We start from the raw sequence: 16,043 nt of genomic DNA, 5'->3' as shown, positions 1-16,043 counted from the left end.
TAAATTCTTACATAATTAGGAGTGTATCAAGTGAAACAAACAATAATGCCACCGCCATTAAAGAAAGGGGATACATTAGCCCTTTTTTCACCGAGCAGCCCCGGGGATGTCAAGTTTCCACAACAATATAATAACGGGATAAAAGCTCTTCATGAACTTGGATATCAAACCTCTGAAATGGAGATAGAAGAGAATCACATCGGGTATCGATCTGCTTCTCCCGTTGAAAGAGCGAATCATTTACACACTCTATTCTTAAATCAGGAAATCAAGGGAATTCTCTGTAACATAGGAGGTTATAATACCAACGAAATGTTACCTTTCATTGATTTCGATATTATTCGAAACCATCCAAAGTTCATCTGCGGTTACTCTGATAGCAGTGTACTGCTCAATGCCATTACACATAAAACGGATATCGTTACATTTCACGGTCCAATGGTCATTCCAAGCTTCGGAGAATACCCTAAACCATTAGAATACACTGTGGAACACTTTCAAGCCATGGCACACCAAACGATTAACCTTCCCCATAAATGGACGCCTCCAACGGAATGGACGGATGAGTTTGTTGAATGGATTGGACCAAGCTGGGGAACTCGGTCGAGAAAAATGACAGAAAACAAAGGACCGATATGGGTACAAAAACACAAAGAAAACACGACAGTATCAGGATTTTTAGTGGGAGGAAACACCGACAGTTTACTTCCACTAATCAATACGGAGTACTTCAAAATCCCTGAAAACTCCATCCTTTTCATTGAAGATATTTCTGTTTCCATTGAAAAGTGGGCTATGCTCATGTGGTCCTTGAAGATTAAAGGTGTTTTTAAAAGAATTAACGCTTTGTTAATCGGGAAAATGGAGGGAATACCCAACGGCAACTTATTAAAAATGATTGAAATTATAAAGGAAATACTCCACTATGATCATGTAGAAATACCCGTTGTAGCAGAGCTCGACATAGGGCATACAGCACCTATGTTCACCCTCCCCATAGGTTCTACCATTTCAATCGATTCAGGTAAAGAGGAGATTACACTTGTGAAGTTAAACGGGGGAAATTGATAATGAATCACTCATGTCATCAGTATACTAACCGTTTTTCAACTAATATGTAATGGAGGAATTAAAGTGGGAAAGCTACATAATCCAACAATGGCTCAAATAACAAAGGACAGATTTTCATTCTATAATGAAGCTATCGATCAATCTGCTCCAATTTGGTCTGATGATGCAGATGCATGGTTACTATTTAACTATGACTTGGTTTCTAAATATATGAAAGATGAAAGATTTATTGCCAATAGAAAAAAAGCTTTTGTGGACTCTTTAGATATTCTATCAGATCACAAAGAAATTTTAACAAGATTTTACAATAAATGGCTCATGTATATGGATAACCCGGAACACCAGACACTAAAGAAGAAGGTTCAAACCCCAATCATTGAAATGAATTCCCTTGCATCACTTCTTTCAAAGGAGGTTTCAAGAAAGCTGCTCGATTCAATGTTACAAGCTAATTCACCCTCCGTAGATGTCATAAAGGAAATGACGATTCCTTTTACAAATGAAGTTCTGTCCGGAGTTCTTGGGATCAGCTGTAAACTCTATAAAGAAATCCTTCAAGAAGCAACAAATGCAGTAAGCTTCTTATGGTCGTCCAATCCAAGCCCACAAGAGATAGATCTGACAGTCTCCTCTATCAATAAGACGTATGATTTACTGAATCATATCATTGATGAACATCTATATGAAGAAAATAAGCTATTGGATATGATTCTCAAAACAGTTGAGGATCGTGAAGACCGCCTTGCCATCATAGCGAATATTACCGTAGATGGACATGAACCCTTTTTTAGTTCCATTAACTCATTTATTTTTTATTATTTACATTGCCTGCCTAAAGAAATGAAAAATAAATCTATTCCGGTTGAAAAGTTAGTAAATGAAACACTCAGATTGGAATGCCCCTTCCCATTCTGTTCCAGAATAGCCAGGGAAGATGTCACCATAGAAAGTAAAACCATTAAAAAAGGGGAAAAAGCCATCTTTCTTATTTCAGCCGCTAACAGAGATTCCGAAAAATTTCATAACCCAGATCACATTTCCTTAGATTCTCCAACCAAAAAAACATTAACATTTGGCACCGGCTCACACTTCTGCTCTGGCGCAATGCTTACTACCGTATCATTACAGGAGTTTGCAAAGGAATTTATAGCTTTCCAAGATATCAGGGAACTTAAGGTGGTTGATTATAAATGGAATGATTCATTTGGATTCAGGTCTCTAAGAAATTTGAACATAACTGTTAACCAAAAAAAGGTAGAAACGGCTTCTTTACACAATACGGATCGTGAATGGGAAAGTGGATTTAACGAATTGCGTTTCTTAGCCAACCAAAAAGAATATAAAAATAGATGATGGTGCAATTCACTCCTGAGCCAAATTTGAATAGAGCTTCAAATCAACCTGGCTAGCTGCCTTAGAGAGGTATTAGTAAAGAGAAAAGACACAACCAACAACTTCACCTGGTTGTGTCTTTTCCCCAGTAGGACGGGCACGGTGCCAACTCTATCTCTTCAACCTATACAAAATACAAACCGCCACACCCAAAATCCTCGCCGCCTGCAACTGTTACAACCCGTCTATCCTCTTCATTTTCCTCCCTTCGGCAAACTCTTCAATTTAGGACTTCCCAATGAGCCGAGGCACTTCCCCGTGGCTCCTGCTAGATTCAAGATTTTGTGCATCGTACAGCACTTCCCCATCTACCATCGTCAACACAACCTCCAAATCTTTAATCCTTCCAATCGGCTCGTCAAGTATGCTCTTATTCAAAACCACGAAATCCGCCAGTTTCCCAACCTCAATACTCCCTTTATTCCCCTCTTCAAAACTAGCATAGGCACCATTCCACGTGTATGCTTTAACAGCCTCCATCACGCTGATCCGCTGCTTCTCCCCTACTACATTGCCTCCAACCGACACCCTGTTCACTGCAGCATGGATACCGAGAAGAGGGTCTAAAAAGGTCACTGGGGCATCGGAACCAAATGCTGCTATAATACCTTGGTCTATAAAATCACGGGCAGGATACATGACATCGGTACGTTCTCCGTAATACTCCAAATATTTATCTCCATTTGCATAGATAAAAACAGGATTCGGGGTTATGACGACGCCTAGCTTTTTCATTCTTTCTTGTAAATCGGATGGAGCGATTCCGGCATGCTCGATCCTGTGGCGGTGGTCTTCACGGGGGTGCTTGGCCAATGCTGACTCATAGCAGTTCAATAACATTTCGATGGCCCGGTCTCCCTGAGCATGTGCGGTTAACTGAAATCCTTTCTCATGGGCCTCACCCATAATACGATTTAGTTCTTCCTGACTGTAATAAATGATCCCCTTATCTTCCGGGGCATGTGTATATCCTTCACGTGTAGCGATGGTAGGTCCGACGCTGCTCCCATCTGTAAATAGCTTGGCCGGGCCGATTTTAAAGTGATCATCCCCTAATCCTGATATTGGCCCTGCATCGACCATTTTCTTTACAAATGCATGTGAATTGGTGAGTGAACCGATCATCGCATAGACACGGACCTTCACCTCTTCTGCCTTAATGGCCTGTTGCATCATTCTTATGGTTTCTGAACCCTCACCATAACCACCTGCATCATGAATACTCGTGATGCCTGATTGAATAAATTCATCCGAAGCCAAATTCATCCCTTTTCTGATTTCTTCATTACTGTAGCCGGCATGCTCGAAGATTTGCATATGCGCGTTTTCAATCATTCGTCCAGTCAAGCTTCCATCTGGATTCTTCTCCATGATCCCACCTTCAGGATCTGGAGTCGTCTCCGTAATACCTGCCATTTCCAAAGCCCTGCTATTGACAATACTTGTATGATTGCACGTTCGGATAATGACAATCGGATGATCAGTGGAGATGGAATCCAGCTCATCCTTCGTCGGGTACCGGTTCTCTTTGAACGTACTTTCTTTAAACCCCCAGGCTCTGACCCACTGACCTTTTGGAGTGGTCATGGCTTTTTTCCTTAATGCCAAAAAAAGGTCTTCCAATGATTGGAGGTGAGGCTCAATACAGCTGACACCTAGAAGATTGGTTCCATAAATGGTCAAATGGATATGGGCATCAATGAATCCAGGCATCAATGATTTGCCTTTCAAGTCAATGATGTTTGTATGGTCGGTTGCCATTTTCAGTATTTCTTCTGTCATACCCACTGCCATAATCCTGTTCCCTTTAACCGCTACAGCTTCTTCTACAGAGTTATGGTGATTGACGGTAATGACTTCTCCATTCACAAAAATTTGATCTGCTTTCATCGTGTCCCTCCTATTTGCAAAAAAATCGTCAGGTGGGATCCCTGACGATTCCTCTATTAAGCTACATCCACATACCTGTTTACATCTTCTTCACGTTGCGCCTTCGTCATATAGCTCACGGCAACCATTACGACGATATTAGCCATTAATCCAAGAATCCCGGCATGAATGTCAAATGGAGTAGATGTGGCGACAAGCTGGAAATAATAATTCACTACGGTACCGACAACTAATCCGAGTATGACGCCTTGTGTCGTGGCCCGTCTCCAGAATAGGGCACCATAAACTCCTGGTGCGAATTGTACGATCGATCCATACGCCCCCAGTAACAAAGCAATTAACCCCTGACCTCCAAAAACGGTGATATAGTAGGCTAGAGCACCGATGACAAATACGCCAACACGCATGATCAATAGTGTTTTCTTATCAGAAAGGTTCTTCCATATGGATTTGACAATTCCGTCTGTGACTTCCAAAGAGGCACTATGGGTAATGGCATCCGCCGTTGACATGGCTGCAGCGAGTGCTCCTGCCCCCACCAATCCATATAGCCATCCAGGTAGATTCATGACCGTCGTAATTAAATAAGGAAGGATCTGGTCAGCACTTTCAAGCTGTCCGGAATCGACTACTCCTTTTGCTGCAAAACCTACAAGTAATAACGGCACTAAAAACAGGGCAAATATAGGATAAGCAAGTACCGTTTTTTTAATCGTCCTTGGACTTGAAGCATACGATTTAGAGAATAAATGTGGCCACATCAGGAAACCAATGACAGAAACCAAAATGGTCGTTGTATACGCCACGGTACCCATTGACGAACCTTCTTTGCCAATTTGCAGGAACTCAGGATTCTCTCTCGCAATCGTAGCAAACATCTCCGTCGTTCCTCCATGAAGTTGATAGACGATGGTCAAGCCAACCACCCAGGATATGATAATCATCAACAACCCTTGGAACACATCAGACCATGCGGCAGCACGTAACCCGCCAGTAGCGACATACACAACAACAATCCCATAGGATAATAGAGCTCCTAACCAAAAAGGGATTCTGCCTTCCGTCATGATGTTAAAAATGATGGCCATGCCGGACATTTGAGTAGCCAGGTATTGAATGGAGGCAAATAAAGCAATCAAGCCTACCAATATGGCCAATACCGGGCTGTTGAATCTCCCCTTTAAAAACCCTACAACGGTATAAAGACGATGCTTTTTCCCGATTTTCCCGATCTTTGGCCCGATGATATACCAAGGCAGAATGGCGAATGCCGTATAAGTGATAATATATAAGGCCGGTGCACCTTTTGAATAAGCCCAACCCGGTGCGCCTAAAAAGGAGAAGGCACTGAAAACAGCTCCACCCATCAAGAACCACATTACAAACAGTCCGAGTTTCCCGCCAGCTACGGCAAATTCATCAAGAGAACTGCCATCCCTGCCTCTTCCTGCCATCACACCAACAAATAGAGCAATGACAAGATAAATAATCATCATAAAGAGTGCGATTTGCCATCCTGGCATCATACCTCCTCCTCTTCATCTTGATCTGGGTCAAAGCGATATAAGATAAGCAAAGCAATGAATGTAATCAAAATCCACAGGATGACCCAAAAAAACAAAAACGGCAATCCGAGAATGATAGGGTTCGCTCGATTCGCAAACTCAAATAAAGGAAAAACAAGGACCAAAAACGGAATGCATCCAACGGCGATATAAAGCTTGTTAAATGTCGCTTTGCTCAAACTACCTCAGCTCCTTTTAACTATCATTTTTTTTCGCTAATTTTACAGTCGTTCGATATAGCCATTCAATGCCCAATGAAACATCTCAAAATTCGCTCCGAAAAATGGAAGGTGAATGTATGTATTTAACATTCTTGCACTCATTGGAACCAAAGTATCATTCCATAGCTCGAACGCTTGCTTTGCCGCGCTGGTAAGTGTGAGGATCATGGGTGGTTAAAATCTGGTGACATGCGAAGTTTTTTCGGCGATCCTTATTTCTTCAAGAGTAGATGTCCTTTTATCCCTCCCTATTTATCTAATTTTCTAAAAACTATTAATAAAAATTATCACCTGATTTTCCTGCCTATTCATTAGACAATATGTAAAATAATTACCCTGGAACTTTATACAGATTGCAAAAAGTGACCCAGGGAAGCAGAGGGCCTGACTGTTAAAAAGAATCGTAAGCCCCCCTGACGCTTCCTCCGTTTTCACTCCACATCATCCGTCATATCAAAGAACTTCATCTGTATCTGGAACCCCTCAAACGAACTTACTATCTCTCCTAATTGCTCCCATGTATACGGTTTTCCATCAATCACAATTACAGAAGCACTGCTGAATTCATCGTAGTCCAATCGCCCAACCACTTGATTATTTAGAATACTCTCGGTTTGTTGTCACCTCAACCCCATCCTCAATATTCCGTATCAACCCATACCCCTCCAACCTTACCAGACAATCCCTAATCCACTCCCTCGAATACCAATCCAACTTCTTCCCATTGTAATACCAAAGCGACTCACTCATGTCATGTAACATCCTGCTATTCCCGTGGATATACGTCCCATCCTGTCCGGCACGAAGTAGTATCCACACATACACCCTCAAGTCCGCCGGGCTTCGATACACCTCATGATCCACCATATCACCCTTTATCCAAACTGTTTGATCCATGTTCATCTCCTCCTTCGCTCTTTATATACACGGGTTCAGGAGGACACCATCAAATAACCTTTTTTCATTTATTTTTATTTCACCTCACAACGCCGGTCCCACGCTCATGATATGCTTTCAGCTCTTCCATCAACTTTGCCTTCTCCGCTTCAAACTCCTCGTCGAAAATCTCCTGAACATCCTCTGAGCCACTAGTGAACCAATCCGGCAGCATCTCCGTCCGAACCGGCTTCCTTTCCCCGCTACGCACGTTTCGTTTATAGCGCTTCTCATACATCCCCTGAAACTCTTTCGTCCTCGCATCCTTCACATCCCGAACCTTTAATTGTTCCCACTTAACCAGGATTGCTTCACAATAGCTCCAATAATGCTTCCCCTGCTCGACCGCACGTTTCATCGCTTCGACAACAAGGCCTTCTGAAAGACTGTCACACCAGCTTTTGATTTTCTCCTGGATATATGCCCCCATCCGGCCGAATCCATTGTCTTTGAAAAAGGTCATCGGACACTCGACCGCGCTTTGTTGGTGTTGTTCATGATTTTCTGAAGAACTCTTTGAAGTACTCTCTGTATACGTCCCCTCTTCCACCTCAGGTGCCCCTTCCTCTTGATGTGTCAGGCCCTCCTTTGAAGGGGATGACGTGGTACGTTCCGGCGTAACAGGTGGGCAAATGGAAACGAGGTCTGACACGTTACACCGTTCCTCCATCACCCGTTTCACATTCCCAGCTACCGGCTGCACATACATCACATTGTTTAAAATCAGGCTCGAAGATGAGATCGTCCGAAACTCCCGGAATAGTAAATGATGCTCCACAAGAAAATCAATGGCATCCTTCACCTGACGCTTCGTAAACCCGTATGTATCCGCAAATGCCTGATAGCTCTTCTGCAGCATATCCCCCTTAAATTTCGTCCTGGCACCGACGATCATCCCGCTGTCATCCCTGATCATCGTCGGTCTGTACCAATACACGATATCTGCGAGTAACGTGATCGCCACAAAATGGGCTTTCCCGCTTGAAAAGGTAATATTCTTGTACCATAGATGAGGAACGATATTCCCCACGATTTCCATTTCCCCGATTTGATCCACTACCTGACATCCTGATTTCATCTTCTCTTCCACCCTTCTGGTCTATTCATGGTTTATATAGGGAGTAAGTGTGAAATAGGACACCCTGGGAAGAGAATCATTTTAAAAATAGTTACTTAATGAAAATAATCCCGTCAAAAAACAAAAAAAGCCAGGGCACTCTACCCTCGCTTTGTCTTCAAGCTCGTTCCAATAAATTTGTGTTCTTCGCTACTTCAATGATTTTTTTGATTTCAATTAAATCGATTCCTTCTCTGTGTAACTGATCGGGATCAAGATCCAGCTCTCCTGGCCAAGTGATGGTTCTCAACTCATCATCCACATACACCTTACTGAAAAATTCAGGGTCTTTCAGTTTTTCAAGAATACCTTTCATGTGAGGTTTGATGTCTACGAACCTTTTCGATCCATCTGTAAAATCAATCAGTAGCCACCCGTCCATCTCAGGAATTGTAGCTACGTTATCTATGAGAATCATCAAAACACCTCCTAGTTTAGGGGTGGTATTCTGCAAGGTGCTTCATTACGCCTGCAGTCATTCCACGCCTTAATCATATCACCTTTATAAAGCTCAAGCCATTTCATGACCATCTTCTCTTTGTTTGCGGGTAAAGAGTTATCCCCTCTTATATATTCACCCGTCATTATTTCTATTCTTGTCAAAAATCCAGAATAATTAACATGAAAATGAGGAGGATCATGATCGTTGTAATACAGATGTATGGTAATCCCTCCAAATTTGCACCTTCTTTCTTTATGTCATCATGTTAAAATTTCACCAATAACTCGCACACCATGGTTCTTCTCACTTTGCGGTCTCCTGTGCAGCTTGACCGCTTCCCACATATGCTGTTCCGTTACCTTTACTGAATCGTCCAAATCAGCGATCGTTCTCGCAAGGCGCATAACCTTCACCTGCATCCGGTTGCTCCAGTGCTGTTTGGATGACAGCTTTTGTAGGAACGGAAGGTGTTCCTCAATGTCTGGACTGCTCTTCAGCAACCTTTGATAATCTACTCTTCCATTACATACCTCTTCACTGTAACGGTCGTATTGCCTTTTTCTAGCCTCTTTCACGCGCCGTTGAACGAATAGAGAACCTTCCTTTTCATTTTGCACATGATCTTTTAAATGGACGGGAGTAAGGCTTAGAAAAATATCAAACCGGTCACGAATGGGCCCGGATAATCTATTTTGATAAGCGATGATTTGCTTCGATGTACAGGTGCAATAATGAGTGAGGGAGCCAAGGTATCCACAGGGACAAGGGTTCATGGCACCTATCAGGACGAAGGAGGCTGGGTAGGTAAGGGTAGAATGAGCTCTTGAGATGGTGATGTCTCCTCTTTCGAGAGGTTGTCGCAACATATCCAGCGTCTTCTTTGTGAATTCGGCGATTTCATCCAAAAAAAGAACCCCACGATGGGCCAGGGATATTTCACCCGGCTTTGGTTGCTGTCCCCCTCCAATAATGGAAACACCCGACGAAGAATGATGAGGTTGTCTGAAGGGCGGCTGAGAAGAATAACGGCTCATACTTGTGCTCAGCTGGTACAGACTCATGACTTCCAGTTGAGCATCCTTCGTGAGTGGGGGAAGGATGGAAGGAAAACTCTCCGCCAGCATACTTTTCCCGCACCCTGGAGGGCCTGTCATAAAAAGATGATGTTCCCCCGCTGCCGCAACTTCAAGGGCCCGTTTAGCATAGGAATGCCCAATAATCTGGTGGAAATCAATATAGTTGGTGTGATCTTGTTCCTCTTTACGAGGTTGTGGAAAAAACGGGAGGATGTTCTGACCAGAAAGGTGCTGAAGGACTTCATCCAAGGAGGAGACATAAACAATATGAAGGCCATCTATTTCGAGTAAAGGAAGTTCTTCGTCAAATGGCATATAAATCTTTTCCACTCCCACTTTCTTCGCAGCAAGCACAGCCGGAAGCATGCCTTCACCAGCCCTGACATCACCATCCAAGGATAAAGCCCCTAGAAAGGCGGTGGTTTCCGGACTCCGCACCGTAATCTCCTTCATACTCAATAAAACTGCGAGAGCCATAGATAAATCATAAAGCGGCCCGGTCTTTTTTAATTCGGCTGGAGACAGGTTAATGATGACTTCTGATTGACAAGGGTATATCCCAACCCGTGCAGAGCAGCCGTCACTCTCTCTTTCGACTCTTTCACCGAGGCATCGGGTAATCCGACAATGACAAATGATTCTGACCCCTGCATGGTTCGCACCTCTACGCTTACTTTATACCCTTCCAAGCCATTCAAGCCAATGCTTGTCACTTTACTAGTCATAGAGATTGCCCCGCTTTTCAAGTTTATTTTCCACATAGGTTTTGTAACTGATATGAACAGGTTCGAGAAAATAGGAATACGTTTTAGAAGGATCAACGTGAGGGTTATGCGAAGCTGTAATATAAGAAGAATAACTGCTCCAGGGGTAGTCTTCACAGCGGGAAACCATGTTTGCTTCCAACGGATTTCGATGGATATAGCGACTTACTTCCAAAAAATAGTCACTGGATTCAATCAGCTCATCCCCATATCTACCCTGGAACTGATGCCCCACCGTTTTCATCCGGCGATTCAGATAGACAGCATATCGGGAATGAAGTGTTTTCATAATGTATTGAATATGATGGTCGATGGTTTCGATCTGCAGGTGAATGTGATTGGTCATGAGACAATAGGAGTGTAATACGAAGGGATACATAAAGCGGACATCCTCAAGGATATGCAAGTAGGTAAGATAATCGCAGTCATCATAAAACAAAGCACCACGCTTATTCCCCCTTGCCGTGATATGATACATGGCACCCGGGTACCAGATGCGTAGTTTTCTCGACATTTCTTTCCTCCTCTTAAAAAAGAACATATGTTCCTTATATGAATAATTCTAAACCGACAAAAAGTCTTTGTCAAACATTATCTAACCAAACACCAATGTCACACCTCCCTGGGGGTCTGACCCCAACGGCTAAGCCTGAAGCTACATCGCTTCCCAAACGGGCATCAACAAGAAGTCATTGCAGCAGATCAAGTAATCGGCAAAGTGGAATACGATGAAGCGTCAAATGGTAACACCCCATTGATCATCATAGACGGAAAACCATATACATGGGAACAGCTTGGCGAGATGGTCACATCCTTTGAAGGATTCCAAATGAAAATAAAGTGGTTCGACATGACAGAAGAGGTAAAGTGAACATACAAGATTAAGAGATTCTGAATAGCAAAGCTTTACTCTTCAAACAGTAAACACCCTGGCATAACCTAATAAAACCCTTGCCAACCCACAACAAAAAGGTAGCAAGGGTCCACAATCTTTCTCCCTAACCATCAACCAACCAAAGCAACCATCCAACCACACAAGCCCTCCACCAACAAACACCACACTTTAACACGTTAACGCTGGGCACTTTAGCTGAGCGGGGGTCTGACCCCAATATCCTGAATATTCTATATATTTACTTAAATGGGATGAGTCAGCATACAATCAGTGCGAGCACGGGTCATTCAAGAAATACGGTAGCAGCTAGGGTGGTATGGCGGATATTATCAGCAACAGAGCCAAAACCGTGAATATCAAAAAATGGACTTTGATGATCGTTTTCAGCTTATAGTGGATCATGAGTATGATTGCAGACGTTCAAATAAGTTAGAACGTCTGATTAAACAGGCAACATTGAATGAACCAGCAGCTGCCATTGAAGATATCGAATATAATCCAGATCGAAAACTGAATAAGCAACTCATCTTAGAACTAGCAGCAGGAAATTATATTTAACGACCCCATAACATTATCCTTATGGGCGCTTCAGGAAACGAAAAAACATGGATCGCAAATGCCTTTGGTGATCAAGCATGTCGTCAGTTTTATAACCTTAAGTATATACGTCTCCCTGAACTATTAGATGAGCTGACAGTTGCCAAGTTCGAAGCAGACGGAAGTTTTCAGAAGTTGATTCAAGAATACTGGAAAGTAGATGTATTAATCCTGGATGAGTGGTTATTAATAGAACTCCCAGAAGAACATGTGATGCTTATATTAGAGATAATTGAGTCAAGGCTCAAAAGAGCCTCTACCATATTCTGTTCGCAGTTTTCTCCAGAAGGATGGCACGCGAAATTAGGACAAGCTCAAGTAGCTGATGCGATTCTTGATCGAATTATTCATGATTCTTATCACATTATGGTTGATGGAGAAATTTCAATGCGTGAACGCCATGGATTGGTGGGATCTTCATGATTCCAATTGAAGTAGAAAACCGTATAGCCACGTATTTCTTTCATCGATTTCGTCGTGATGAGGTAATGGAGCAGATTGTAAAACTCCTTCTGCCCCTCTGTTTGGAAGCTGATGAAGAGGAAGATTTATACCAAGAGGATATTGTCATACAAGCTGTTACAATTATTGAAGACCAGCTAGAAGGAAAGAGCTTTAAATAACTCACACAGCCATCGAAGTACCTAATTTCGATGGCTGTTTTAATACGTATTCGAGATAGTGGCTCTTTGTGTTGCATTTAGTGGCTCTATTATCCGCACTTGGTGGCTCAAAAGTCCGCTCAAGTGGCTCTTTCCTAATGTAATACTCAAGAGTGTTTCTTATTATTCAATTAAATAACATCAACTTCAAGTCTTTTGCCTGACTGTATCCAAAGTCAAACGCCAATATTCCCATAAAGATAATTTTATCCGTAGGTAAATGCGTTGGCGAAGAGTCCCAAAATCTATTGGTAGTGTAATCAGCTTAACCAGGTAACTTCCAAGTATTATATATAATTTTTTACATCCTCTTAATGGCCCCACCTAAAGCTAATAAACTCAAAGATAAAATATATACATTGTCAAGTACAATGTCTCGATTCACAAAATATTGAAAACCTAGTTCTTGCTTCGCTGAAAAACAGAGACAAAGAATTGTATATAAAATAACTATGAAAGCGAATGGTATGCCAATATACCTATTCAAATGGCTTACTGGTCCTTTTAAATAGGGTTCGCCTTGTTTTTTTGAATTCTTTTCTTTTCTAATATCAATTACTGCTGTTAATAATGTTACTGTTAAGCCAATAAGAGTAACATTTAATGCTATTAATTGTAGGAAGAACTCTACTTTTTCCATTTTACTTATAACAGATTCAATATCCTTAAATATAGTATTTTCTAATACTGTGGAGTAAAGTAAGATTACCATGCCTATCACAATAAGACCCCAACCCACAAAGTATACTCTAAATTGATATAGTGCTTCTTCCAAGTTACTTTTAAAAATTCTTGTCATAATATTAGCCTCTTTCTTACTAATATATCGATATATCTCTTCATTACTTTCTCAGTGAATAGATTCTATCTTCATTTATTTTTCTGTATATAACTCAAACTTGCTTGTTAAATCCAAGACGCGTTTGCGCGCTTCTTCCAATTTCGCTTCATCCTCGTGACTCTTAAGAGTCAGTGCCATAATGGAAGCAATTTCGTCCATATCCTCAAGACCGAACCCTCTTGATGTCACAGCGGCAGTACCGATACGGACACCGCTTGTAACGAATGGGCTTTCCGGATCAAATGGGATCGTATTTTTATTAACCGTGATTCCGATCTCATCAAGGACTTTCTCCGCCACTTTACCAGTCAAGCCAAGTGAACGAGTGTCGATCAGTAATAGGTGGTTATCAGAACCTCCGGATACAAGATCGATTCCTTCTTTTACAAGACCTTCTCCTAAACGCTTCGCATTGTTGATGATGTTTTGCGCGTACTCTTTAAACGAGTCCTGCAATGCTTCACCGAAAGCCACGGCTTTGGCCGAAATCACGTGCATAAGAGGTCCGCCCTGGATTCCAGGGAAAATAGACTTGTCTGTCTTCTTCGCAAACTCTTCTTTACAAAGGATCATTCCACCGCGAGGTCCACGCAATGTTTTGTGAGTCGTTGTCGTCACGAAGTCTGCATACGGAACCGGGTTCTGATGAAGACCAGCCGCTACAAGTCCGGCGATATGAGCCATACCCACCATCAGGTATGCTCCCACTTCGTCAGCGATTTCACGGAATTTCGCGAAATCGATCGCTCTTGGATACGCACTTGCTCCCGCTACGATCAGCTTCGGCTTGTGTTCCAATGCTTTTTGTCTAACATCTTCGTAATTGATCAGGTGCTTTTCTTCATCCACACCGTACTCTACGAAATTATATTGAATACCGCTGAAGTTGACCGCACTTCCATGAGTCAGATGTCCCCCATGAGATAAGTTCATTCCAAGAACCGTGTCGCCCTGTTCAAGGATGGTGAAATAGACTGCCATATTGGCTTGTGCTCCTGAGTGAGGCTGAACGTTGACGTGTTCTGCTCCAAACAGTTCTTTCGCACGGTCGCGGGCCAGATTTTCGGCTACGTCCACATGCTCACAGCCCCCATAATAGCGACGACCTGGGTACCCCTCTGCATACTTATTTGTCAAAACGGAGCCTTGTGCTTCCATAACGGCTTCACTGACAAAGTTTTCAGATGCAATTAATTCGATCTTCGTTCGTTGACGCTCTAATTCATATTGAATCGCAAAATACATTTCTGGATCTTGTTGTTTTATTCTATTCATGGATGTCCCCTTCAAAAATAGTATAGATTAGTTGCTAACCAAGTTAAGAGATTGCTTTTCTGCCGCCTCCACCGTATGTTTAAGCAACATGGCAATTGTGACTGGTCCCACTCCCCCAGGTACGGGAGTAATCGCTTTGACTATCCCATCACAAGATTCAAAGTCCACATCACCTATGTTACCTTTGTTATAACCGGCATCGATAACAATGGCATCTTTCTTTAACCATTCACCTTTAATAAAGTTCGGTTTACCAACTGCTGCGATGACAATGTCAGCTTGTTTTAATATGCCCTCTAAATTAGTTGTGTAAGAGTGACAAGTAGTAACCGTAGCATTTTTATTCAATAATAGACTAGAGACCGGTTTACCTAATATCGGACTCCTTCCAACCACTACCGCATGCTTACCTTCCACATTTATGTTATAAAAGTTTATTAATTCCATAATGGCTGCAGGTGTACAGGAAGGGTAGGTATCAACTTCTAATGCAGCTCTTCCAAATCCACTACTTGTCACTCCATCGACATCTTTTTCAATTTTTATTGAATCAAATGCGGACCTTTCATCTATTTGCGAAGGGACAGGGTGTTGCAGCAGTATGCCATGTATACTTTGGTCAGCATTTAATCTTTCAATCAAATCAATTAGTTCTTCAGTAGTTGTTTCCTCTGAAAGATTATATTTCTGTGATTTTATACCTATCCTCCTGCAAGCATTACTTTTCATTTTAATGTATGTTTCTGATGAGGGATTATCCCCAACAAGGATTGTAGCAAGGCAAGGAAGAATATTTTTATTAGTAAGGTCCTTTACTCTTACTACTAACTCTTTTTTTATTTTTTCTGAAATATCATGGCCTTTAATTAAAACATTTTCATTCATTATTTGTAACTTCCTTTATTATCTTTTATTTATTATTTTGTTTATAGAAAAAATTATATTAATCCGTATTCTACACTAATTACTAATGGAAAGTAGAGTTGCCCCCGATTAACTTATAGCAATCAGTGCTTAAGTAAGTAGTTGTTAGAATCATTTGATTCCCTGCCCCAAATTGATTGGCTGCTCTATTTTTAGATAATTCACGGATTCTTCATTGCACATCCAATGTTCTCACAGATATAATAACCTTAGACTATGCACTATCAATGGAAATCTGAGCCTTGAAAATCATTTAGGCCTCTATTAAGTTGAAGGGCATCGGCAAACAAATTATTCCAATTTAATACAAAAGTCAAAAAGGAACCGTCCCCATTTGACCCTCATAAATAAGCAAAAATTGTTCAATTTACTTGA

At 41.8% G+C, this 16,043-nt stretch carries 16 protein-coding genes and 2 pseudogenes; 5 read left to right on the top strand and 13 right to left on the bottom strand.

The window, feature by feature from the left end; genetic code table 11:
- Nucleotides 1-30: 30 nt before the first annotated feature.
- Complete coding sequence (locus ATG71_RS06100) at nucleotides 31-1,068, top strand: S66 family peptidase (protein ID WP_098438862.1); 1,038 nt, start codon at nucleotides 31-33, stop codon at nucleotides 1,066-1,068.
- Between the two features lie 66 nt (nucleotides 1,069-1,134).
- The gene (locus ATG71_RS06095; protein WP_098438861.1) at nucleotides 1,135-2,424 is read left to right on the top strand and encodes a cytochrome P450; all 1,290 of its coding nucleotides are present in this window, start codon (nucleotides 1,135-1,137) and stop codon (nucleotides 2,422-2,424) included.
- Between the two features lie 264 nt (nucleotides 2,425-2,688).
- Here the strand turns inward: ATG71_RS06095 and ATG71_RS06090 are convergent, their stop codons facing one another.
- From ATG71_RS06090 to ATG71_RS06050, 10 genes and pseudogenes are all read right to left on the bottom strand, one after another.
- A complete protein-coding gene (locus ATG71_RS06090) occupies nucleotides 2,689-4,353 on the bottom strand; it encodes an amidohydrolase (RefSeq protein WP_098438860.1) in 1,665 nt (554 codons plus the stop codon).
- Between the two features lie 56 nt (nucleotides 4,354-4,409).
- Nucleotides 4,410-5,876, bottom strand: coding sequence for a sodium:solute symporter family protein (locus tag ATG71_RS06085; RefSeq protein WP_098438859.1), 1,467 nt, complete (start codon nucleotides 5,874-5,876; stop codon nucleotides 4,410-4,412).
- Nucleotides 5,876-6,097, bottom strand: coding sequence for a DUF3311 domain-containing protein (locus ATG71_RS06080; protein WP_098438858.1), 222 nt, complete (start codon nucleotides 6,095-6,097; stop codon nucleotides 5,876-5,878). Before ATG71_RS06080 ends, ATG71_RS06085 begins: the two co-directional genes overlap by 1 nt.
- 473 nt (nucleotides 6,098-6,570) lie before the next feature.
- The gene (locus ATG71_RS23305; RefSeq protein ID WP_179886470.1) at nucleotides 6,571-6,717 is read right to left on the bottom strand and encodes a DUF7713 domain-containing protein; all 147 of its coding nucleotides are present in this window, start codon (nucleotides 6,715-6,717) and stop codon (nucleotides 6,571-6,573) included.
- A 16-nt stretch (nucleotides 6,718-6,733) separates the two neighbouring features.
- A complete protein-coding gene (locus ATG71_RS06075; RefSeq protein ID WP_098438857.1) occupies nucleotides 6,734-7,036 on the bottom strand; it encodes a hypothetical protein in 303 nt (100 codons plus the stop codon).
- A gap of 79 nt (nucleotides 7,037-7,115) precedes the next feature.
- Complete coding sequence (locus ATG71_RS06070) at nucleotides 7,116-8,153, bottom strand: DnaD domain protein (RefSeq protein ID WP_098438856.1); 1,038 nt, start codon at nucleotides 8,151-8,153, stop codon at nucleotides 7,116-7,118.
- A gap of 157 nt (nucleotides 8,154-8,310) precedes the next feature.
- Complete coding sequence (locus tag ATG71_RS06065) at nucleotides 8,311-8,610, bottom strand: DUF2442 domain-containing protein (RefSeq protein WP_098438855.1); 300 nt, start codon at nucleotides 8,608-8,610, stop codon at nucleotides 8,311-8,313.
- 11 nt (nucleotides 8,611-8,621) lie between these two features.
- A complete protein-coding gene (locus tag ATG71_RS23935; protein ID WP_353616308.1) occupies nucleotides 8,622-8,855 on the bottom strand; it encodes a DUF4160 domain-containing protein in 234 nt (77 codons plus the stop codon).
- A 39-nt stretch (nucleotides 8,856-8,894) separates the two neighbouring features.
- Nucleotides 8,895-10,363: pseudogene (locus tag ATG71_RS06055) on the bottom strand (YifB family Mg chelatase-like AAA ATPase).
- Between the two features lie 64 nt (nucleotides 10,364-10,427).
- Nucleotides 10,428-10,988: a transposase gene (locus ATG71_RS06050; RefSeq protein WP_098438853.1), complete on the bottom strand. Its 561-nt coding sequence runs from the start codon at nucleotides 10,986-10,988 to the stop codon at nucleotides 10,428-10,430.
- Nucleotides 10,989-11,123: 135 nt separating this feature from the next.
- Here ATG71_RS06050 and ATG71_RS24080 point away from each other — a divergent pair, with 135 nt between their 5' ends.
- From ATG71_RS24080 to ATG71_RS06040, 3 genes and pseudogenes are all read left to right on the top strand, one after another.
- Complete coding sequence (locus ATG71_RS24080) at nucleotides 11,124-11,345, top strand: DUF7713 domain-containing protein (protein ID WP_483295332.1); 222 nt, start codon at nucleotides 11,124-11,126, stop codon at nucleotides 11,343-11,345.
- 351 nt (nucleotides 11,346-11,696) lie between these two features.
- Nucleotides 11,697-12,389: pseudogene (locus ATG71_RS06045) on the top strand (ATP-binding protein); the annotation flags it as partial.
- A complete protein-coding gene (locus ATG71_RS06040) occupies nucleotides 12,386-12,589 on the top strand; it encodes a hypothetical protein (protein ID WP_098438852.1) in 204 nt (67 codons plus the stop codon). The pseudogene ATG71_RS06045 and the gene ATG71_RS06040, both read left to right, overlap by 4 nt.
- Nucleotides 12,590-12,929: 340 nt before the next feature.
- Here ATG71_RS06040 and ATG71_RS06035 read toward each other — a convergent pair whose 3' ends face one another.
- The 3 genes from ATG71_RS06035 to ATG71_RS06025 all read right to left on the bottom strand — a co-directional run bounded on the left by ATG71_RS06035 (nucleotide 12,930) and on the right by ATG71_RS06025 (nucleotide 15,629).
- Nucleotides 12,930-13,427: a hypothetical protein gene (locus tag ATG71_RS06035; protein ID WP_098438851.1), complete on the bottom strand. Its 498-nt coding sequence runs from the start codon at nucleotides 13,425-13,427 to the stop codon at nucleotides 12,930-12,932.
- 75 nt (nucleotides 13,428-13,502) lie between these two features.
- Complete coding sequence (locus ATG71_RS06030; RefSeq protein ID WP_098438850.1) at nucleotides 13,503-14,744, bottom strand: serine hydroxymethyltransferase; 1,242 nt, start codon at nucleotides 14,742-14,744, stop codon at nucleotides 13,503-13,505.
- A gap of 27 nt (nucleotides 14,745-14,771) precedes the next feature.
- Nucleotides 14,772-15,629, bottom strand: a complete 858-nt coding sequence (locus ATG71_RS06025) for a bifunctional 5,10-methylenetetrahydrofolate dehydrogenase/5,10-methenyltetrahydrofolate cyclohydrolase (protein WP_098438849.1) — start codon at nucleotides 15,627-15,629, stop codon at nucleotides 14,772-14,774.
- Nucleotides 15,630-16,043: the final 414 nt, after the last annotated feature.

Source organism: Bacillus sp. es.034 (assembly GCF_002563655.1).
Classification (GTDB): Bacteria; Bacillota; Bacilli; order Bacillales; family Bacillaceae_B; genus Rossellomorea.
This window is presented reverse-complemented; position numbering and strand designations above follow the sequence as displayed.